The sequence below is a fragment of the Bilifractor sp. LCP19S3_H10 genome (assembly GCF_052119185.1).
In the GTDB taxonomy this organism is placed as follows: Bacteria; Bacillota; Clostridia; order Lachnospirales; family Lachnospiraceae; genus Bilifractor.
In genome coordinates this window covers 12,554-33,189 of record NZ_JBQKFT010000020.1, presented here as the reverse complement: position 1 = coordinate 33,189, position 20,636 = coordinate 12,554, and the positions used below count along the sequence as shown (strand labels likewise).

The following is a 20,636-nucleotide window of genomic DNA, read 5'->3' as shown; positions in this document are numbered from 1 at the left end:
CATCTGCGTTTTACGCAAATTCCTTTCCGACTGCCTCGAGAGCCGCGGCAATGACCTTATCCATGTCGTAATACTTGTACTGTCCCAGCCGGCCGCCGAAGATCACGCCGGTCTCCTTGTCCGCCAGTGTCCGGTACTTCTGATACAGACTGTTGTTCTCCTCATTGTTCACCGGGTAGTACGGCTCCATGCCTACCTTCCACTCGGAGGAGTATTCACGGGAGATGACGGTCTTCGGCTGTGTCCCGAATTCAAAATGCTTGTGCTCAATAATTCTGGTATAGGGTACATCCCGGTCCGTATAATTCACCACCGCGTTGCCCTGGTAATTCTCCTCGTCCAGAACTTCTGTCTCAAAGCGGACACTCCGGTACTGAAGCGGTCCGTAGCAGTAATCAAAATATTCATCGATCATTCCGGTGAACACGGTCTTCGCCGCGATATCCGGGTTGCTCTTCCGGAACTCGAAATAATCCGTTCCGGTCATGACATCACTTCCCTCAAGCATCTTCTCGATGATCTGCGTATAGCCTCCCATGGGAATGCCCTGGAAACGGTCGTTGAAATAGTTGTTGTTGTAGGTGAAGCGGCACGGGAGCCGGCGGATGATGAAGGCGGGAAGCTCGGTGCAGGGACGTCCCCACTGCTTTTCCGTGTAGCCCTTCACCAGCTTCTCATAGACATCTGTTCCGACAAGAGAAAGTGCCTGCTCCTCCAGATTCTTCGGCTCGGTGATGTGCAGACTCGCGATCTGCTCCGCGATTTTATCCTTTGCCTCCTGCGGCGTGCGGATATTCCACATCCGGCTGAAGGTATTCATATTAAACGGAAGGTTGTAGAGCTCATCCTTATAGACGGCAATCGGGGAATTGATATAGTTGTTGAATTCGGCGAACTGACTGATATATTCCCATATACGCTTGTCCGAGGTGTGAAAAATATGCGCGCCGTATTTGTGAACGTTGATTCCCTCGATCTTTTCCGTGAAAATATTTCCGCCAATGTGATCTCTTCTGTCAATTGCCAGACAGTGGAATCCCCTCTTCGTCGCCTCATGGGCAAAAACAGCACCGAACAGACCTGTTCCGACAATCAGATAATCATATTTCATTTTTCTATCCCTCCTGCAATTACTTACGATTTTTATATTCTACAAGTTCAGTCATCCGATTCAGCACGTACAGATCACTCAGATCGTCATGGCGCCCATCGATGACAGAATCGAGCTGACCAGAATGGCAAGAATCCCGATCGGACATAGATACCGGATCAGTACATAAAAGAACTTTTTCAGATGGAAGGTCACATTGTTCTGCTCGACCTCCTCGATCACCGCCTGCGGTTTGATGATGTAACCCACAAAAATGCAGGTCAGGAGCGCGAGTACAGGCATCAGGATGCTGTTGCTCACAAAATCCAGAAGATCCAGAATCGACATTCCAAAGATCTTGAACGAGGAAAAAGCACCGTATCCGAGAGAGCAGACGGTTCCGATGATCATGCAGTATACTGTCATGACGACGGTTGTCTTCGTTCGTCTCCATCCCGTGCGGTCCATAACATTCGAAACAACCGCCTCCAGAAGGGAGATCGATGAGGTAAGCGCCGCGAAAAGTGTGAGCGCAAAAAACATCAGACCGATAATTCTCCCGCCCGGGAAGGCGTCAAACACCTTCGGCAGTGTGATAAACATAAGGCCGGGGCCGGCGTTCAGCATGGATTCATCTCCGCCCGAGAAAATGTATACCGACGGAACAATGATCATACCCGCGAGGATCGCCACGAAAGAATCGAAGAATTCAATCTGAAATACCGATGTCTCGAGATTGTCTTCCTTCTTCATATATGAGCCGTACGTCACCATGATACCCATGGCGATGGACAGGGAGTAAAAGAGCTGTCCCAGAGCACCGAGAATCATTTTTCCGCTGAGCCTGGATACGTCCGGCTTCAGGTAATAGAGAAGACCCGCCGCAGCGTCCGGCCTTGTGACCACATAAACCGCGATGATGACGATCAGGGCCAGCAGAACCGGCATCAGAATCACGCTTGCCTTTTCGATTCCCTTGTCAACACCGAGGAATACAACCACAGCAGTTATTCCCAGAAAAACCGCCATCCAGAGGATCGGCTGCGCGGTAGTACTAATGTAGCTGCTGAAAAATCCGTCGTTCGCGGCTTCCATGTTCTGACCGGTCAGAAATACAGCAAAATATTTCGTGACCCAGCCGCCGATCGTGCAGTAGTACGGCGTGATGATCATCGGGATAATCATGCCGAGGATTCCGCAGATGTTGCTTTTCTGGCCCAGCTTTCGGAAAGCTCCGATGGAGCTCTGTCTGGTTTTTCTTCCGATCGCGATTTCGGCCAGAAGAAGCGCAAAACCGAACGTCACTGCCAGAATCACATAGGTTAAAAGAAAAATGCCGCCGCCATACTTCGCGGCCAGATACGGAAATCTCCAGAGATTTCCGAGACCGACCGCAGATGACGCCGCCGCCAGCACGAAGCCGATTTTGCTTGAAAATGCCGAACGCTGTTTTGTGTCCATCTTTTATACCGCCTTCACATAACATGTAGTCTTAGACATCTGCCGCAGACCAGAATGAATCTTCATGAATCTTCGTCTGCCAAAACAGATGGGTAAAAGTATAACACAAAACTTTATGCGGCGCTATCCGCATCGCAGTGGATTTCATTTTTCTTTATCACTACGCCGCGTAAAACCTCTGCCGAGCTTTCTCGTCTTGGGTCGTTTACCAATGCGATCGTTATTACACCTTCTTCACGATGGCTGTGATCAGCCTGCTGAACTGATCCGCCACCCGATCTGCCGTCTCCTGCACCTCCCTGTGCGAAAGCGGCTTATCGGATATTCCGGCAGCCATGTTGGTGATGCAGGAAATTCCGCATATTTCCATTCCCATATGCCTTGCCGCAACCGCCTCACAGGCAGTACTCATTCCTACGGCATCGCCGCCCCAGGCTCTGCACATTCTTACCTCGGCAGGCGTCTCATATGCCGGCCCGGTGAACTGAACATAAACGCCCTCACGAAGCCTGATTCCCAGATTTTCTGCTTCCAGCCGGATGATTTCCTGCATGCGTCGGCTGTAAATCTCGCTCATATCGGGGAATCTCGGACCGAGCTTATCCGGATTTTCTCCGATCAGCGGGCTGGGAACCGCCGTCGCGATCTGATCCGTAATCATCATCAGATCTCCGGGCCGGAAATCAGGATTGACGCCGCCCGCCGCATTCGTCAGAATCAGCTTCTTCGCCCCCAGCAGGCCCATCAGCCTGACAGGGAGTACTACATCCGTCATCGGGTAGCCCTCATAATAATGTACTCTTCCCTGCATGATCACAACGGGAACATCCTGAATCCATCCGAAAACAAATCTTCCCTTGTGTCCGGCGACCGTTGAAACCGGGAAGCCTTCGATTTCCGAATAATTAATGATCTCCGAGATCCGCACATGATCTGCGTATTCCCCGAGACCGGAGCCGAGAACCAGAGCTGTATCCGGCACAAAATCTGTCTTGCTCCGGACACAGGCCAGACATTTTTCAAGTTTTTCCATCATCATCGTTCGCCTCCCGATTTTTCTTGTTCCTGCTGATCCAGGTGTTTTGCTGTTTCTGCAAGAATCCGGACCGCTATCTTCTCTCCCTGTCTTTCCGGATCAGATTCCGGACGGCACCGACTGCGGTCCGCACCGCCTGATCCGTATCCAGAACAACCGGATTCTCAAGTCCCAGCTTCTCCCTCTCCTGATTCGCGATTACCAGAAAGCAGGCGCCCGCCCTGGCCCGCAGCTTGCCGGCACAGATAAACAGCGCCGCCGACTCCATCTCGGACGCGAGACAGCCCATCATCTTCCATGCATTCCATTTCTGAATCAGCTCATAACCGGCCGGCATCTTCTCCGGCTCGTGCTGTCCGTAAAAAGCATCCTTACTCTGCACAACGCCGTAATGGCATCGGAATCCCTGCTCCTGTGCTGCGCTGACCAGGGCATTGGTCACATCAAGATCCGGTACCGCAGGATATTCGACCGGCGCGTATTCCCTGCTGGTCCCCTCCATCCGTACCGCTCCAGTCGCGATGACGATATCCCCGCTTTTGACATCCGTCTGTATGCCTCCGCAGGTGCCGGTCCTCACAAAGGTATCCGCGCCGCAGCGGTACAGCTCCTCCATTGCGATCGCCGCCGACGGCCCGCCGATTCCGGTCGATGTGACACTGACCTTCTCACCGTCCAGATATCCGCTGTATGTCGTAAACTCCCGATTCTCTGCAATCTTCTCGGGTTTATCCAGATACCGCGCAATTTTTTCACAACGCTTCGGATCACCGGGCATGATGACATAGCGTCCAACCTCGCCCCTGCAGGTCTGAATGTGATACTGCCTCTCCGGATCCTTCGAATAATTCTTCAATGAAAAAACCTCCCTTCCGGATGATCATTACCTGATGCTATTTTACAACAAATCCATATCTCTGCGGGCAGAAAATGCAGCGCTGTGCGCCTGTTATTAAACAAAAAAGCGCTTCCTGAAATCTGTTTCACTTTATGTCACGATGCGTTATAATGATAAACAGGTCCTGCAGTATTATAGATGCTGAATTGCAATGGTTTTCCGACTGCGGAGCCCGGCCGTTATGTTAATCGAAACAGAAAGAACATCTTACAGATGGTGAGAAGGAGGATTTTTGTATGAGCAAGACATTAGTCGCATATTTTTCCGTAAGTAATACAACCAAGGCAGTTGCGGAGAAGATCGCCGAAGAGGAAAAGGCAGATATCTTCGCAATTGTTCCCGAGAAGCCTTACACAAAGGAGGATCTGAACTGGAAGGACAAGCAGGCAAGATCTACGGTTGAGATGGCGGATCCGAACTGTCATCCCGCTATGGCGGAGAAGACTCCGGATCTCAGTGCGTACAAGACGGTCATCCTCGGATTCCCGATCTGGTGGGGAAGAGAGCCAAGTATTGTAGACACCTTCCTGACCTCCGCCGATTTCGCAGGAAAGATCATCATTCCCTTCTGCACCTCCGGCGGAAGCGGCATGGGTAGAACGTGTGAGCGAATTCAGAACATCGTCGGCAAGGACGCAAAAGTCATGGAGGGACGCCGTGTCGGCGGAGAAGTCTCCATGGAGGATCTGAAGCTCTGGTTTGACGGTTTCCAGGAGTGGAACTGAGTTCTCCCACCGCTCTGACAGCCCTGCGTCAAGTGGGCCATAAGCCCTATCCGCTTACCGGGTGTTTGAAGCTGAATGCAGTCACACCGCCTGCGTCAAATGGGTGGTGAGCCCTATCCGCTCCCTCCCAGGGCGTGAAGCTGTATGAGTGATAAACGAGATAAAACACGCTGCGCGAGTTTTATCTCGCTATCGCGACGCTCGCCGCACACGAATACTTCGCATTCGGCTGCGGCTCACTGTTCGCGTAAATGAACAGCTCGCCGTGCGCGTCCAGATGGGCGTGTGCGGCGAGCTGTCATTATAGTCGCCCGGAAAACCGGGAAAGTTCAATTCTTCTGGCTGTCTGGGTTTGGAAAACCCGGAAAGCTCAATTCTTCTGGTTATCTATGCCCGGAAAGAGCCGGCATCGTATCCGCCATCAGGGATGCGTCATCACCCAGGAAAATGCCTTCGCCGTTCTCCCATCCGAATCCCGGAAGTGATTTCCCTCATTCCACTCCAGGGTGCAGGAAACCTTCTGGCTTTGAAGGATCTCATATGTCTCACGGATCCTGTCTCCAACAGCTGCCATCACCGCATTGCGGGTCCGCTCCTCCCTGTCTCCAAGGCTCAGATACACCGATTTGCTCTGAATTTTGTGCTCTCTCATGTAACCGGTGAACCCCGGAAACCACACGGAGGGAGACGCGGCGGCAGCTCCGCAGAAACGGTCCGACTGACAGGCCGCCCACAGAGCAAACAGTCCGGCGAGAGAATATCCTCCGATGTAATAATTTCTTCTGACGGAATCGTTTCTGCTGTCGTCATCACAGTACTTTATGATTTCTTTCAGTGTCCCGCACGCCCCGTCGCCAAAGGCTTCCTTTCCAAATACCGCCGGTGCCTTCCATGGGGACAGATCCCTGTTCCAGTCATCCACCAGAAAGGCGGTCAGCCTGAAATCCTTTCCGGTATCCGCATGAATCAGCCTGATTTCATTTTCAATCAAAGCCAGATCATGATCATCCACCGGCTGAAGAAGGATATTTTCTGCCGTACCGTCTCCATATTCAAATATCTTCATCAATTAAATCCTTTCGGCTTTGCAGCCGGGAGCGAACGATGCCCCAGCAGTCTTTTGGGTTACGCATAGTGCTCCGGCCTTCGAAGCGAGAGGTACGGACGCGTCTTTCGTTGCGCAGCACATCCCGCAAGGTCTGTCTCCGCGATCAGCAGTTCTTCCTGATCTCCCGCCAGTGTCGTCAGGTTTCCGTCAAAATCTGACACAAGGGATTCCCCGGAGAATTCCATCTGTCCTTCCGTGCCGCACCGGTTGCACATTGCTATATTGACAATATTCTGAAACGCCTGCGTCCGGATCTCCCATCGAAACATCTCAGCCGGCTCAGCCTTCGTATTCGCTGTGGGGATCAGAATCAGCTCCGCGCCGCGGAGCACCTCTGTGCGTATGCTCTCGGGATAGTGCCGGTCAAAACACACCACGATGCCGATTTTTCCAAACCGGGTGTCAAAAACGGAAAAGCCGTCATCCGAAGGCGTATAGTAATCCTGCTCATAGAACTGCTCACACTCGGCGATATGTACCATTTTCTGCGTTCCAAGGATCGTTCCTCCGTCATCGATCAGAAAGCTCATATCATACCGGTGTCCGTTTTCCTCCACATAAAAATTCGGTGACGCATAGATGCCGTTTTTCCGGCAGACATCACAGAATTCCCGGATATATCTGCTGTCCCGTGACAAAAGATACGCGGAAGCGTCCCGAGACGGGTACTGCGGGAAGAAGGGCGACAGCTGAATTTCCGGGTAGCAGATCAGATCCGCGCCTTCTGCTGCCGCCCACTCCGCAAGCCGCACTGATTTTTGAAAATTATCTTCCATATCTGCTGTTGTCTTCATCTGTGCAAGCGCAATCTTCATTTATTTTCTCCTGATCACAGCCTTATACCGTGCAGCCCTGGTTTTTTCCGTGGTGTTTTGCCAGATACATGGCCTTGTCCGCATTGTTGATCATAGCCTGGCAGTCTTTTCCATCACTCGTGATGCCGATGCATGCAGTCAGTGGTATTTCAACGTCCCCGTACTTTACGCAAGCCTTATGAATTTCACTCAGCAGATCGGATGACAGTTTCGAGAGATCTGTCCCGGGATCTCTGACCAGACCCACGAACTCATCTCCCCCATATCGGTAAAAATCAATCTTTCTCGAAACGCCGAAATCCAGGAGAAGATTGCCGAGCGCACGCAGACATCTGTCTCCCGCGGCGTGCCCGTACCTGTCGTTGATGTCTTTAAAATTGTCAAGATCAAGCATGATCGCCGCCGTGATTTCCTGCACCGGTTTCTTTTCACCATTTTCAAGAAATTCATTCAGGCTCAGACGGCTGTACAGACCGGTCAGATGATCATAGCGTCTGTCACGGTCCGCCTTTGAGTACATCTCCATCGCCTTCCTGACCTGCTTCTGCAGAAGCTCCTTCTCCTGTTTTCCGTGAAGGCGCTCGATCTCCAGCTCCTGAATATGCTTTGCCTCCCTGGAAATATCCACGCCGTATAGGATACTTTCAATATGGCCGTTCGAAGGGTTATCGATCAGATGGGTGGTGATTCTGGACCAGCGGATTGATCTGTCATCGTAGTAGGATTCGGTCTCGTGTACGATCTGATGCTGATTGTTCTGATAAGCCTTCAGCTGCGCATCCCTGCAGAAAATCCGGAAGAATTTCTCCTGTCCCTCCGGCGTAGGCACAAAGGAACCAATTCTTCGAATCAGGCTGTCGACACTTTCCATGTTCTGAATGTTCCGCGCATTCTGGGCGTGTCCGCCGGAGCTGATCCAACTGTCTGCAGTCAAATCCATGTGAAAAACGCCCTGACCGTCCGGAAGCGCCTCGAGAATGGAGCGGATCTGACCGGCATACCTGGTCTGCGCGGCTTTCGTTTCTGTGATGTTTCTTCCGTACTCCATGAAGACCCTTCTGCCGTTCCAGGTTGTGAACCGCGCCTTCAAGCGGAAGATATGCTCACCGTCATCTGTCTCGATTTCCTTCTCTGTCTCATCTCCCATCTGCTTCATCGGACAATGTCCGCACGGCGCGTTCAGCCCCAGCATGTACTCGTAGCACTTTCTTCCCTGATAGGGTTCATCAGTGTGACCAGATATGTTCCGCGTCATCTCATTGGCAAAGACCATGGAGTAATCCTCCGGATGACACACCTGAATAAACTGACCGGAGTGATCGACAAGATCCAGAAGATTGTAGCTGTCTACCTGCTGTCCGGCAGTTTCGCTCACCTGGGAATTCGAAGAATCCATCTGGTCAAGCGTCTCCTGAGAGGAGATTAACAGATCACGGAAATTCTCCTCACTCATCGGCCGGTAAAAATAATACCCCTGAATATAATCGCAGCCGGTTTTTCGAAGGAACTCCGCCTGGCTTACATTGTCTACGCCTTCCGCGACAACCGACAATCCTGCCTTGTGGCATACGTCGATGATCGCGGTAATGATACTGCGTGTAACCGGCTGGCTCTCAATCCGGTCGATGAAGGTCTTGTCGATCTTGATGATATCAATCGGAAAATTGCCGATCATGCCAAGCGAGGAATATCCCGCTCCGAAATCATCCATCAGAACTTTTGCCCCGTTCTTCCGGAACTGGGAAAGGTAATAAACACAGTTTTCCTTCAGAACCGCCATGGAGGTTTCCGTTACCTCGTAATTAATCATACCGCCCGGAAGCCGGCTCTGCATCCGGTAGCTGAATATATCATTTATCATCTGATCATTGTAAAAATCCTGCCGGGACAGATTGATAGAAACAGGAACATACTTCAGGCCCTTTTCCTGCATGAATTTCTGGAATTGATATACCTTACCAAGCACAAAATGATCAAGCTGTGAAACGAGACCGTTTTTCTCCAGTTCCGGTATGAAGTCACCAGGTGAAATCACTCCCATCTCCGGATGTTTCCAGCGCACCAGAGCCTCCGCGGAACTGATCCGCCCATCCGAGCACCGAACCACCGGCTGAAAATAAACCTTCAGCTCATCTCTCAGCATGCTGTCCTGAAAGCTGGACAGAATTCCGGCGCGATTCACATATCTCTTCCGCATTTCCAGATCAAAAATTGCAAAATTTCCGGTTTCACGCTTGTCTGACGCTTCCTTCGCCAGGATTGTACGGTCCACCATCTTTGTAACGGGCTCCTCACACGAATCAATCGGATAGATTCCGCAGCGCAGATGCAAATGTACATTTTGCAGATCATTTGTCCACTGCAGATTCAGAAGCTCATCCAGACGATTGAGATCCAGCACATTCTTTTTCACCAGAAAAATAAACCAGTCTGATTCCAGACGCGCGGAAACAGCCGGACTGAGCCAGCTGTTCTTCAATGTCTGGAAAATATACAGAAGGATCTGGTCGCCACATGAAATCCCGAAGGTCTCGTTCATCGCCTTGAAATTGCGCAGATCAAACATGATCATCGCATACTTGCGCGGATCATCACGAAAGAATATCCGTTCCGTCTCCCGGATGAATCCCTTCCGCGATAGTCCTTCCGTCAGCGAATCAAAATATTCATGTTCCAGAAGCCGGGTCAACTCTGCGCGGGATTGTGGAAGTCTTGCGGATATTGTCTCACTCTCGCCCACAGTACTGAGAACCAGCGCATGACCGGCGCTTCCATCCGGAAGAGTCATATTCACGGCATCAACCGTCTCATATATGCCCCTGATCGGGTCAAGATATGTCTGCGGCCCGTAGATATGGTTTGCCACAGGACATGGGGGACATGGCCCATCCAGATTCATGAGGCATTTGTAGCACTTTTTTCCTACTTCCAGCCCCGGATACAACTCAAGAATCGTATCGTTGCAGCTGATTACATTGTAATTGTTGTCGATGATATATACACCGGATGACTTATTACTCATATTGTTTCTTATTCTAACCCGTTTCTAACCCGTAATTATTCGCAGGAGCCGCAATTGATGACCCCGCACGAAAACCTTTGTCCTGTTACTGAATCCCTGATGATCTGATTCACACTGAATGTACTGTGCCGACAATCACCGGCGTTCTGATCTGCATTGCGCGAACTGTGCCGTAAATCACCGTCCGCGCCTGGCTGAAAATTTGATTTGATACATCTTACGGTCCGCCACTGCGATAAACGTCTTCGGTCCGTCTGATCCGTTCCACACGGATGTGCCGGCACTGAAGGTAATCGGACATGGCATCTTCCTCTCCTCCGCCAGCATTTTTGTTTTTTCCCTGATTGCAATCAAATCCCGTTCAATCTCGGAGCTGTCATTCGAACAGAGAATAATCGCGAATTCATCTCCTCCGTAACGGTAAAGGATCGATCGGTTTCTGGCGCCTTTCATGCACGTCGTAATGGCATCTCCGATGATGGTGAGAGCAATGTCTCCGGTATCATGTCCAAAGCGGTCATTTATGGATTTGAAATTATTCAGATCAATCATTGTAAAAGAAAGCTCCTGACCGGGCCGAATGTTTTTCATCATCGATGTAATGTTGTGGATAATCATTCTCCGGTTTTTCAGCCCCGTCAGCGGGTCCAGATATATGAGATACTCCATCGAATTCACATAGATAATGACCGCAGAGACGCTCAGAACCGGACAGAGCACCGGGATCGCCGGCACAAAAAACTGAACGAAAGCAGCAGCCAGCGGAATCAGCGGGTATGTGCCGTAAAAAATATAGATACCTCTGACGGCGAAATTATCTCTTCGGAACGCATCCAGATATGACCGTATCATAGAGACGATAACGTAGGCAAAGCAGATCGCGTAGATCAGAAGATACGCACGTCCCCTGCGATAGATTCCATCAGCATCTATATAAAACATAATCTTCAGGAACAGATTCAGAATGATCAGTACAATGAATAAAAATACGGGAAGGAAGGCAAGACCAATTTTCCCGGGATTCCGGATCATCGCAGAATCCCTACAGGATTCAAAGTACAGAAAAACCTCACACGTTATCACGACAATCGCAATGAAGTAAATGCTCTTAAAAAAAACCGCAAGACTATCTGTGTATTCCCTGTTACGATTCATCATCAACTGTGAGAAAGCATCCGACAGAAAAAGAACGATATGCCACGTCAGCAGCTTTCGAAAATACATCTGCCCCTTAATTCTGCTGTTCAGAATCAGTTTCAGGATCAGCACGAACATGATAGTCGAACCGAAAACATTGATTTCCAGATATAGCAGGCGAAAAAGGCTCGAGATTTGCAGCATGAAGAAATCCTTCCTTCGAAAACGTTTTGACGTGTGACAATTACAGAAAGAGGCATCCGCGCAGACCGCCGGTAACGCAGATCACCCCTTTTATCTAATCGTTGAGTATACTATTGATCATATGATTATACAATAGCCATATGAGAATATCAGAATTCCGGACGCGCCTTCATCCGGTCTGCATCTGTAATTTTCCGGATCACCCGGCAGGGCACACCCGCAGCAAGTGAATCCGGCGGAATATCTCTGGTCACGACGCTTCCAGCGCCGATTACGCATCCCTCCCCAATCGCAACTCCTCCGCAGACGGTAACGTTACCCGCAAGCCAGCAGTTGCTGCCGATGTTGATCGGCTTTGCGTATTCACTGTCCGTCACTGTTCCGTCCTGCTTGACGTAAGGATTTCTTTCCTGCCAGCGAAATGGATGCACGGGCGTGAGAAGAGAGACACCAGGTCCGAAAAAGACATTGTCTCCGATGGTCACCGGACAGCAGTCCAGGCACGTGAAGTTGAAATTGGCATAGAAATTTTTCCCGACAGAGGTAAAGCAGCCATAATCGAACTGAACCGGTCCCTGCAGAAAAAAGGAACCCCCGGAAATTCCAAGCTCATGCAAAATTTCCGTACGCCTCTTATCTGTCTCGGGAAGCCCGTTATACTCCAGGCAAAGACGATGCGTCTTTGTCCGAAGAGCGGACAGTTCTTCATCCGACGGATCGTACAATTCCCCCGCCAGCATTTTTTCCTTTTCACTCATCATTGTCTGCTCCTATATTAATTACAGGTAACTGCCTGTCATCTCATTTCTTTTCCGATATTATATGACCTGTCTTCTTTTATCGCTCCTGGAAAATCTCAATCGACTCTCCGGCCTTTCCTCTGACGAAGGCAACCCGGATATTCATCTTCGGTTCCGTATCCAGCACCAGATCCGCAGGCTCGGAATCAATCGGCAGCCCCTCCTTCCGGAAAAGCTCAACCGCCTCATCTGCACTCTCAACCGTCAGCGCCAGATGACCGATCACACCATCTCCGCGCTTCTGCTCCGCGTTGTCCCACAGCTCAATCGTGCCTGTCCCGGTATCGATCATCGCCATATTTCCCAGTCCATCCACGTAACATCCGGCTGTTTTTCGGAAGCCAAGAACATTGCAGTAAAAGTCAATAACCTCGTCCATTTCCTTTTTTCCATGACAATTCAATGCAACATGATTCATACCTGTGATTGTACTCAAAGCTCTTCTCCTTGTTCTAGAAACATAATCGATTCGTTGTTCATGAAATGAAATGATTCGTTGTTCTTCAAGTCCTTGAAGTGCAGGGATCTGATGCTGGAACTTAAGGAATCATCCGCTTTTTATTATAGTTTTTCAGAACGGTCCGGTCAATCTTATCCTTGCAGCAATCAGCCTGTTTATAGCCTTCCGGCAAGCAGCCTGTTCACTGCCCAGAGCAAGTTCCGTATAGGATGCCCGCCTGACCAACGAGATAAAACACGCTGCGCGAGTTTTATCTCGCTATCGCGACGCTCGCCGCACCCGAATACTTCGCATTCGGCTGCGGCTCACTGTTCGCGTAAATAGAAAAGGCTCCGGCAGTCATCACCAGAGCCCAGATACATTTCGATTATACCACACAATTCATCGGACAAGTATAATATTTCCTGATACCTGTTACTGTTCACCGATCTTCAGGATCGTCTTGCCCTTCGATTTTCCCTGTTTCACCTTGTTGAGTGCCGCATTGACTTCATCCAAAGTAAAAACAGTATCAATGGAAGTCTCCAGCGGATGTTCACGGTCAAACAGTCTGCCGATCCTGTCCAGCTGGCTGCCGTCCTCGTGCACAAACAGAAAATCATAGGTCTGTTTTTTGGCTGCCGCCATGCGGTCATACCTGCTGCCTGCCAGCTGAAAAAGGATCCGCTTGAATAACGGCATGCCGCTTCTTCGGGCAAATCGACCGTTTGGCAGTCCGCGCAGAGAAACCAGATTTCCGCCTTCCTTCAGAACCTTGAATTCATTTGGAAGCTCACGATCGCCGAGGGTATCCAGAACATGATCTACATCCGAGAGAACATCTGCATAGTTTTCCTTCCTGTAGTCAATAAATTTCTCTGCCCCGAGCTTTTTGACACGCTCCTCATTGTCACCGCTTCCATTTGTATAAACGTGCAGTCCAAGGCTTTTGGCCACCGGTATGGCCATTGCGCCGAGACTTCCCGTCCCTCCGGAAATAAAAACAGATTCACCGGCACGCACATTCATGATGTCAAACGCCTGCATCGCTGTCAGCGCCGTCAGCGGGACCGTCGCCGCCTCCTCAAAGGAAAGATATTCCGGGATCGAAGCCACTGCCGATTCTTTCACAGCGGCATACTCCGCAAAGGCACCGATCTTCTTTAACGGCATTCTCCCGTAGACACGATCCCCGGGTTGGAACCGGGAAGCGTTCTTCCCGGTTTTCTCCACGATCCCGGCAAATTCATTGCCCATCACCAGAGGCATCGCATAGGGAACGATCAGCTTGACCTCGCCGCGGATGATCATATTATCCAGCGGATTGACTGCCGCTGCGATAATCTTCACCAGAATCTCATCTTCTTCCGGGACCGGCGTTGGAATTTCACGGACATCCAGGTCCGTACCTTTTTTATCGTAATGTGTCAAAACAGCAGCCTTCATTTTACCGATTCCTCCGATTTCTCTGTACTGTGCTCCACTATGTACCTGCTCATATCCGTAATACAGTCTTCAAGTGTCATGCTCTGCAGCCGGTTCTCCACATCCCTCTCCATGCCCCGGAACATACTTCCCAGAACCGGACGAATATTGTGTCCGACGATACAGGCATCGTTTGGATTCTGATGAAGATCGAACAGATGGAGAGAATCTGTTTCCATTACTGCCTTGTAAATGTCAAGCAGGGAGATCTGCTCCGGTTTCTGCCGCAGACGGAACCCGCTGATCCCGCGGTGGCCCTCAATAATCCCCGCCTTGCTGAGCCTGGTCGTCAGCTTTCTGATGTAGCTTGGATTTGTTCCGACGCTCGCCGCGATCTGATCTGAATTCATCGGTGTCTCCGATTCCGAGATCAGGATCAGCGCATGGATGGCAGATGAAAATTTTGTATCCATACTTATTTCTCCAGTTCGTAGGTGGCGATATATTCTGTATTCTCCGGTGCTGCAATTCCGGGATCGGACTGTATAAATCTGCCGCCCAGTCCGGCCTCCTTTGCAGCGATATCAAAATGACAGAGGGCGATTCCCAGGTCAACCTTCTGAATATCCCCTGTGGATTCTCTGTCGTAGCCCTTCGTTTTTGCTTCGTAGAAGTGTACTCTGCCTTCCTCTGTCACCGCTCTCCACGGCTGCTTGTTTGTCGCAGAAGGTGCCAGGCGCACCAGTTCAAGAGGGCCTGTCCACTTACCGGCATTCTCTTCCCTGAGAGGATGCTGAAAATCTCCTTCAAAGAAAAGCTCTTCAACCGGCAGCCGATGATCGGATTTCATTCCCTTTCGCATCAGATTCTCCCGGATTGAACGCTTCTGTGCGGCGTAGCCCAGCGGTGTCACCGCGGGCATAACTTCTTTCTCACCGAGATTTATCGCTTTTTCAAACGCCTTGCGGTCAATGGTTGCTGCCAGCCATACTGTTCCAAGCCCCAGAGACGTTGCATACAGAACAAGCTTTTCAAAGGAATAGCCGAATGCAATCTCCGCGTTTTTCTGTTTCTGATATTTCCCGGCCACATAGGTATCTGCGCCTACAATCACCGGACTGCTAACTCCGTCCTTTTCCGTATTCAGAATGGAGAATGTAATCGGAACGCCGAACGGATTATCATCCTGCTCCAGATATTCCCGGACCTGCTGCATGACCTGCTCAGGAATTTTTTTCTCTTCGTAGGTTCTTACGCTGATTCTCTTTTTGATTGTCTCTGTATTTATTGTCATTCCTGTCGTCTTTGTTGTAACGGTATTTGCTGCGGTCTCTGTATTCATGATTACCTCTTCTTTCTCCGCACATTATGCTTTGTGCTTTATTCTTGAAAATATGTATTTGTATCTGTTGCAGATACATTATCATGACCCGTTTAATCTGTCAAGGCCTCTTGTCAGAATTATTTTATGCATACCGCCTGTCAGAATTATTTTTCGCACCGGAAGCTGCAGGAGAAAGGAATCCTGAAGAGGAAGAGAAAAATGGACATTTCATCGGCATCATCCGTGCGCGTAGAACGATCCGAATCAGCCAAAACAAACGAGGGGTACAAAAACGAGATAAAACACGCTGCGCGAGTTTTATCTCGCTATCGCGACGCTCGCCGCACACGAATACTTCGCATTCGGCTGCGGCGCACTGTTCGCGTAAATAAAGATGCGGCCGGAAAAACAGCCGCATCAGTCTTCACTATCAAGTATGGTCTTCCATTGATCAATAAGTTCCTTTGAGCAGGTGTTCAGATCCGCGACGCCGTACACATATTTCGCGGCTTCGTCATTGAAGGCATCTATGATATCCATATTTTCATTCGACGGTCCCATCGTCTCGAAGCGATTCAGATTGCGCAAGACATAATTTCCGGCCTCGGCGTCATAATCATTCAGAGACCCGTTTTCACGCAGGATACTTCGCGCTTTTTCACTGACCGGAATTCCCTTCTCGGTTCCCTGCAGCAGAACCATATCTTTATCATTGACCAGAAAGTTCAGAAGTTCAGCAGATTGCCTGGGATGCTTTGTGTTTTTGCTGATGGCATACATCGTGGCTGGTTTCACGTACCATCCGTAAAGTGCCTCATTTGCAGAGGTAATGGGTGGATTGGCCATCACAGGTGATATTCCTTTGTCCTGCAGCTGACTGCAGTAATTGTCTGCGTCACTCGCCCAGATGCCAACGCCCGCACAGGTTCCGTTGCTGAAATCCGTGTCTGTGCTCTTACCATTCAGGCAGATCACCTGATTGTCATAGAGATCCTTGTAAAAATCCAACAGCTTACTCGCATCATCGGTTCCTCCGGTATATTTTCCGTCCTGGTCAAAAAGAGTCTTCCCGGTTGTCTGCTCATAGCGCACAATCACAGAAAGAAATAGGTGCTTATCGCTCAGGTGAAGGGGATAGCAGCCGTCCTTGCTCATAATGGACGCTGCATGAAACAGATCATCCCAGGTCTCAGGAGCTTTCAATCCGTATTTATTGAGAATGTCCGGATTGTAGTAAAAGACCACAGCGTTATAGGCGATCGGGATTGCGTTCAGTACGCCGTTCGATGTGCCATAGCTCAGATCTTTTTTGCTGTAGTTGTCGAGATCAATGTAATCCGAGAGAGCATTCAGATCATAATAGCCGGAGCCGTCAGCGGAGTACTCACGGATCCAGTTATAATTGATCTGCATCACGTCAGGCGCTTTGCCCGAGAGCATGTAAATTCGATTTCGTCTCTCATACCCATTCCAGACATTATAGGAGCAGTTGACCTCGATCTGCGGGTATTTTTCCTGAAATACATCGATACCTTTCAGCGTATACAGATGCCTGTCGTCGTTTCCCCACCAGCCGAAGGTGATGGCGGTGTTTTTTTTCATGTTTTTTATGACGGTATGGCTCTCCGGTTTATATACGATATAATAATAGCTGAAGCCAAAGAAAAACAGGAGAAGGAGAATCCCGATGATAAAACGGAATGCGTTATGCTTTTTCGCAAATTTCATCATATCGTGTCACTTCCCTTGTCTTCGAAATAATCCTGACCTTTTCCGTTCTTCTTTCCCGTGTAGAGGAGCGTGTCAGCCCTGCTGAAAACCCTTTCGAAATCCTGATCGTCGCTGAGCACGATAGAGGTACCGCTGCAGAATGAAAGACCGTCGGCGGCATAATCCCTGCCTAGACTCTCCTGGAAGCGAGACCGCAAAGCATCGGTATATCTTCTGAGTTCTTCCCGGGCACTTTCCTCATCCACGATATCCATGCAGCCGAAAACTCCGAACTCATCGCCGCCGAGTCTGCCGAGTATAAACTCGGATCCGTAGGTTTCCGACAGAAGGCCGGAAAAGCGGCGAAGGACATTATCTCCTTCCAGATGGCCGTGCTGATCGTTGATCGATTTGAAATTATCCAAATCGAAGATGGTAAAACTCATCATTTTGTCTGCGGACATTTCCTGAATAAAGCGGTTTGCCATTCTGTGAAATTCCTCGTTGTTGTACAGACCGGTCATTCGATCATGGTGGGCTTCTTCCTGCAGCGAATCAACATAATGATTCGCTGTGACATTGATCCGACTTGTTTCTATTATACCGAAGATCAGGATCAGCCCAACAACGGCAAGAATGACAAGCATGGTGGTCTCCATGAAACGGTTGTTGTCCTGTACGATCAGGCGCACGGGCACCGTGCAGATCACACGCCATCCATTGCTGCATTCATCGCTGGTGATCAGCGCCTTGTCCGCCATCACGCTGCCGTTTCTGAGGCTGCCGAGGTACGACACAGTGGATGTCGGAAGTTCTAAACCGATTTCGTCACTATCATTCGAATAGAGGATCCGGTTATCGTCGTTTACCAGAGACACATTCATACCATTCAGCTGTTCAGGAATCTGAAACACATTCTTCAGTTCACGGGAGTAGAAAGAAATCAGGATGACACTGTACTTATTGAAACGTTCGAAGTAGTAGATGTGTTCGATGTCATCGTTCAATCCGAAATACCAGGTACTGTGCTCATCATTCTGCTTCAGGATATTACTGAAGGCCTCATACATTCCGCCGTCAGCGTACATATTCTTCGTGACCTTCGACAGTGACCCGATGACTTCATCATCACTGTAGATGATAGCAAAATCGGCATAATTGTCCAGAAGGCTCAGATCTGTGATATTGTCATTGATTTCATTGGAAATTTGAAGCTGCGTATACGGATCCGCGTTTTTATCCGTGGGGTTATAGGTATAATTGGTACTGTTGGAAAAAAGAAGCGCGGAAGCCTTCTCAACCTTGGTCAGATAGGAATCTATGTTCAGTTCCATCTGGCGGTTGCTGGCGCTGATCAGACTGGCAGCATTCTCCCGCATGAAAATATTTGATCTTCCTGTAAGAAGCAGAACAATATACAACGAGATCCCCAGGATCAGCGTTGAAAAAAGAATAATGGTACGAAGTTGTGTTTTCTTAAATTCATTACCCATTTCTACAAAACTGTTAAGTTCAAAAGTGTGTATGCTGATAGGTATGCTGAATATCAAAAAATAATAAAATATATTATCACTGAAAATGACGGGTGTCAATTTATGCAAATTCAGCCGGAGCATTACACACAACGTGTGTATACCCCGGCGACATATTCACCGACCAATCGCCGCCATTCAGGGGAGCATTACACAACGCGTGTATGCCCCGGCTGCACTCTTCTTCAATATGGATTTCTCCTGTCAAATTCCTGCTGCTCGTAATACTGCTTCTTCTCCTCATACATGTGGTGGTCCGCAACGCGGAGGGCTTCCTCGATTCTGCTGCTGTCCGGGCACCAAAAGCTGCCAATGGAGAGCAGATGCGGCATCGTCTGGCAGTATCCGGCCGTCAGCTTTTCTATCTTCTCCGTAAATACGTCTTCCCGGATTCCGGGAAGAATGACAACGAATTCATCGCCGCCTGCGCGGTAGACATGCCTTCTTCCAAAATTTTCCCCAAGAAGATCCGCGGCGCTCTGCAATGCCTGATCGCCGGCTTCATGCCCCTGCTCATCGTTGATGATTTTAAGGCCATTGACATCTGCATACACAAGACCGATCGGAATGTTCTGCTCTGCCAGCGCATTCATCCTGGCAATCATCGCGTTGCGGTTGAAGACATTTGTCAGGGTATCCATGTGGCTGAGCCGGTTCAGATCCTCCATCAGCCGGTGATTGACGATCTTGGCACCGATAAAATACGAGATCGAATTCAGAACGAGCTGCGTATTGATCAGATCACTCTTCTCATAGTTGTCCGCGCCGAGATATCCAATGAGCTTTCCTCTGTTGTAAAACGGCGCAGCCGCAAGGCATCGGATTCCCTGACGCCTGAGGTTTTCATAGTCAATGGGATCATCCGCCCTGAGTTCCTCGATGTCCGCGATGATGACACTATCGCTTTTCTCCAGATATTTCTCCCATCCGCTCAGATATCCGTCATAGTCCAGATTCTGAAGAGTATCCATCTCCGGCTCCACGCCCGGAGCACACCATTCAAAGGTATTGCTTGCGGTAATTCCATCCGTCTCCAGAACATACAGCCGGTCCGGGTGAATGTACCGGCTCAGATCCTCCAGTGCGTGATTCATGCCTGCCTCAAAGTCTTCTTCATTGTTCAGAAGCTTGGAAATGCGCAGGATGATGCTGTCGGTTTTCGTCACCCTCCTGGTCTTTCGCACGCTCTCATCGACATCAGTGAAGATAAAGGCGACGGCATTCTCTGTCGTGGCGGGGCCCACGGTAAAGTCCAGCCAGCGACCTATCTCCTTAGAGTACACACAGGCATGAACCGGCAGTTTCTTCTCCCTTGCCTCCTGACAATACGGCATCCACGAGACTCCCTCAGGATAGATGTCCAGAAAGTTCCGGCCGATCAGGTTCTCCCTTTGAAAGCCTGCCATACGGCAGTAGGCATCATTGACATACAGATATCTCGTATTTACCACAGTGGCGGCGGTGTCATAGATCAGAGTGAATACCGCAAAGGGTACCGGTATGTCCTGATCAAGATCCAAAAGCGGGATATTCGTGGTTATGTTTTCTCTCATTTGCTGCGATCAGACACATGCTTCTCGATGTGCCTATACTCCTCCTGTATAGAACAACAGAAACCTGACATTTGCAATACGCATGGATGCATGGATGTAAGAACATATGGATACATGGATGCATGGATTCATGGATTCTTGGATTCTTGGATTCATGGATTCTTGGATTCATGCATGCATCCATACGTGCCGTGGTGTCAATTTCTGTTGGATATATTTATATATTAGCACAATACAGGAGTCTACAAACACTTTTTTCCAAAAATCAATCCCGTGATCAACCATCCTATTGGAGCCATGATGATCAATCCGGACATTTTGCTCCATGAGACATCTAATTAAAGACTAACCAAGGAT

Annotated in this window: 18 protein-coding genes; 2 read left to right on the top strand and 16 right to left on the bottom strand. The window is 49.5% G+C overall.

Features of this window, described 5'->3' with window-relative positions; translation table 11 throughout:
• Nucleotides 1–10: 10 nt before the first annotated feature.
• The 4 genes from glf to udp all read right to left on the bottom strand — a co-directional run bounded on the left by glf (nt 11) and on the right by udp (nt 4,443).
• Nucleotides 11–1,111 (bottom strand): UDP-galactopyranose mutase, encoded by a 1,101-nt coding sequence (glf, locus tag ACTQZS_RS12955; RefSeq protein WP_441476175.1) that lies wholly within the window; start codon nt 1,109–1,111, stop codon nt 11–13.
• Nucleotides 1,112–1,189: 78 nt separating this feature from the next.
• Nucleotides 1,190–2,551, bottom strand: a complete 1,362-nt coding sequence (locus ACTQZS_RS12950) for a sodium-dependent transporter (protein ID WP_441476174.1) — start codon at nt 2,549–2,551, stop codon at nt 1,190–1,192.
• Between the two features lie 223 nt (nt 2,552–2,774).
• Entirely contained in the window at nt 2,775–3,587 is an 813-nt protein-coding gene (locus tag ACTQZS_RS12945) for a purine-nucleoside phosphorylase (protein ID WP_441476188.1), read from the bottom strand.
• A gap of 73 nt (nt 3,588–3,660) precedes the next feature.
• A complete protein-coding gene (gene udp, locus ACTQZS_RS12940; RefSeq protein ID WP_441476173.1) occupies nt 3,661–4,443 on the bottom strand; it encodes a uridine phosphorylase in 783 nt (260 codons plus the stop codon).
• Nucleotides 4,444–4,721: 278 nt separating this feature from the next.
• Here udp and ACTQZS_RS12935 point away from each other — a divergent pair, with 278 nt between their 5' ends.
• Nucleotides 4,722–5,210: a flavodoxin gene (locus ACTQZS_RS12935; protein ID WP_441101036.1), complete on the top strand. Its 489-nt coding sequence runs from the start codon at nt 4,722–4,724 to the stop codon at nt 5,208–5,210.
• 421 nt (nt 5,211–5,631) lie between these two features.
• On the opposite strand, the gene ACTQZS_RS12930 is transcribed toward ACTQZS_RS12935, so the two are convergent.
• From ACTQZS_RS12930 to ACTQZS_RS12890, 9 genes are all read right to left on the bottom strand, one after another.
• Nucleotides 5,632–6,276 (bottom strand): esterase, encoded by a 645-nt coding sequence (locus ACTQZS_RS12930; protein ID WP_441476172.1) that lies wholly within the window; start codon nt 6,274–6,276, stop codon nt 5,632–5,634.
• A gap of 59 nt (nt 6,277–6,335) precedes the next feature.
• The gene (locus tag ACTQZS_RS12925) at nt 6,336–7,133 is read right to left on the bottom strand and encodes a carbon-nitrogen hydrolase family protein (protein WP_441476171.1); all 798 of its coding nucleotides are present in this window, start codon (nt 7,131–7,133) and stop codon (nt 6,336–6,338) included.
• A gap of 22 nt (nt 7,134–7,155) precedes the next feature.
• Nucleotides 7,156–10,155 (bottom strand): EAL domain-containing protein, encoded by a 3,000-nt coding sequence (locus ACTQZS_RS12920; protein WP_441476170.1) that lies wholly within the window; start codon nt 10,153–10,155, stop codon nt 7,156–7,158.
• Nucleotides 10,156–10,332: 177 nt separating this feature from the next.
• A complete protein-coding gene (locus ACTQZS_RS12915; protein ID WP_441476169.1) occupies nt 10,333–11,496 on the bottom strand; it encodes a GGDEF domain-containing protein in 1,164 nt (387 codons plus the stop codon).
• Between the two features lie 149 nt (nt 11,497–11,645).
• Nucleotides 11,646–12,254, bottom strand: a complete 609-nt coding sequence (locus tag ACTQZS_RS12910; RefSeq protein WP_441476187.1) for a sugar O-acetyltransferase — start codon at nt 12,252–12,254, stop codon at nt 11,646–11,648.
• A 79-nt stretch (nt 12,255–12,333) separates the two neighbouring features.
• Entirely contained in the window at nt 12,334–12,732 is a 399-nt protein-coding gene (locus ACTQZS_RS12905; RefSeq protein WP_441101030.1) for a VOC family protein, read from the bottom strand.
• A 438-nt stretch (nt 12,733–13,170) separates the two neighbouring features.
• On the bottom strand, nt 13,171–14,181 hold the full coding sequence (locus ACTQZS_RS12900) for an NADP-dependent oxidoreductase (protein WP_441476168.1): 1,011 nt from the start codon (nt 14,179–14,181) through the stop codon (nt 13,171–13,173).
• On the bottom strand, nt 14,178–14,633 hold the full coding sequence (locus tag ACTQZS_RS12895) for an Rrf2 family transcriptional regulator (RefSeq protein ID WP_441476167.1): 456 nt from the start codon (nt 14,631–14,633) through the stop codon (nt 14,178–14,180). The genes ACTQZS_RS12900 and ACTQZS_RS12895 overlap by 4 nt, the downstream gene beginning before the upstream one ends.
• Nucleotides 14,634–14,635: 2 nt before the next feature.
• Nucleotides 14,636–15,502, bottom strand: coding sequence for a nitroreductase family protein (locus ACTQZS_RS12890; RefSeq protein WP_441476166.1), 867 nt, complete (start codon nt 15,500–15,502; stop codon nt 14,636–14,638).
• 83 nt (nt 15,503–15,585) lie between these two features.
• Here ACTQZS_RS12890 and ACTQZS_RS12885 point away from each other — a divergent pair, with 83 nt between their 5' ends.
• Nucleotides 15,586–15,876, top strand: a complete 291-nt coding sequence (locus tag ACTQZS_RS12885) for a hypothetical protein (protein ID WP_441476165.1) — start codon at nt 15,586–15,588, stop codon at nt 15,874–15,876.
• Between the two features lie 25 nt (nt 15,877–15,901).
• Here the strand turns inward: ACTQZS_RS12885 and ACTQZS_RS12880 are convergent, their stop codons facing one another.
• From ACTQZS_RS12880 to ACTQZS_RS12870, 3 genes are all read right to left on the bottom strand, one after another.
• Nucleotides 15,902–17,215: an ABC transporter substrate-binding protein gene (locus tag ACTQZS_RS12880; protein WP_441476164.1), complete on the bottom strand. Its 1,314-nt coding sequence runs from the start codon at nt 17,213–17,215 to the stop codon at nt 15,902–15,904.
• Nucleotides 17,212–18,687, bottom strand: a complete 1,476-nt coding sequence (locus ACTQZS_RS12875; protein WP_441476163.1) for a GGDEF domain-containing protein — start codon at nt 18,685–18,687, stop codon at nt 17,212–17,214. The genes ACTQZS_RS12880 and ACTQZS_RS12875 overlap by 4 nt, the downstream gene beginning before the upstream one ends.
• Before the next feature lie 224 nt (nt 18,688–18,911).
• Entirely contained in the window at nt 18,912–20,279 is a 1,368-nt protein-coding gene (locus ACTQZS_RS12870) for a diguanylate cyclase domain-containing protein (RefSeq protein WP_441476162.1), read from the bottom strand.
• Nucleotides 20,280–20,636: the final 357 nt, after the last annotated feature.

Excerpts from the sequence above, each read along its gene's own strand:
- glf (WP_441476175.1), bottom strand. The coding sequence starts at position 1,111 with ATGAAATATGATTATCTGATTGTCGGAACAGGTCTGTTCGGTGCTGTT.
- ACTQZS_RS12950 (WP_441476174.1), bottom strand. The coding sequence starts at position 2,551 with ATGGACACAAAACAGCGTTCGGCATTTTCAAGCAAAATCGGCTTCGTG.
- ACTQZS_RS12945 (WP_441476188.1), bottom strand. The coding sequence starts at position 3,587 with ATGATGGAAAAACTTGAAAAATGTCTGGCCTGTGTCCGGAGCAAGACA.
- ACTQZS_RS12935 (WP_441101036.1), top strand. The coding sequence starts at position 4,722 with ATGAGCAAGACATTAGTCGCATATTTTTCCGTAAGTAATACAACCAAG.
- ACTQZS_RS12930 (WP_441476172.1), bottom strand. The coding sequence starts at position 6,276 with ATGAAGATATTTGAATATGGAGACGGTACGGCAGAAAATATCCTTCTT.
- ACTQZS_RS12925 (WP_441476171.1), bottom strand. The coding sequence starts at position 7,133 with ATGAAGATTGCGCTTGCACAGATGAAGACAACAGCAGATATGGAAGAT.
- ACTQZS_RS12920 (WP_441476170.1), bottom strand. The coding sequence starts at position 10,155 with ATGAGTAATAAGTCATCCGGTGTATATATCATCGACAACAATTACAAT.
- ACTQZS_RS12915 (WP_441476169.1), bottom strand. The coding sequence starts at position 11,496 with ATGCTGCAAATCTCGAGCCTTTTTCGCCTGCTATATCTGGAAATCAAT.
- ACTQZS_RS12910 (WP_441476187.1), bottom strand. The coding sequence starts at position 12,254 with ATGAGTGAAAAGGAAAAAATGCTGGCGGGGGAATTGTACGATCCGTCG.
- ACTQZS_RS12900 (WP_441476168.1), bottom strand. The coding sequence starts at position 14,181 with ATGAAGGCTGCTGTTTTGACACATTACGATAAAAAAGGTACGGACCTG.
- ACTQZS_RS12895 (WP_441476167.1), bottom strand. The coding sequence starts at position 14,633 with ATGGATACAAAATTTTCATCTGCCATCCATGCGCTGATCCTGATCTCG.
- ACTQZS_RS12890 (WP_441476166.1), bottom strand. The coding sequence starts at position 15,502 with ATGAATACAGAGACCGCAGCAAATACCGTTACAACAAAGACGACAGGA.
- ACTQZS_RS12885 (WP_441476165.1), top strand. The coding sequence starts at position 15,586 with ATGACCCGTTTAATCTGTCAAGGCCTCTTGTCAGAATTATTTTATGCA.
- ACTQZS_RS12880 (WP_441476164.1), bottom strand. The coding sequence starts at position 17,215 with ATGATGAAATTTGCGAAAAAGCATAACGCATTCCGTTTTATCATCGGG.
- ACTQZS_RS12875 (WP_441476163.1), bottom strand. The coding sequence starts at position 18,687 with ATGGGTAATGAATTTAAGAAAACACAACTTCGTACCATTATTCTTTTT.
- ACTQZS_RS12870 (WP_441476162.1), bottom strand. The coding sequence starts at position 20,279 with ATGAGAGAAAACATAACCACGAATATCCCGCTTTTGGATCTTGATCAG.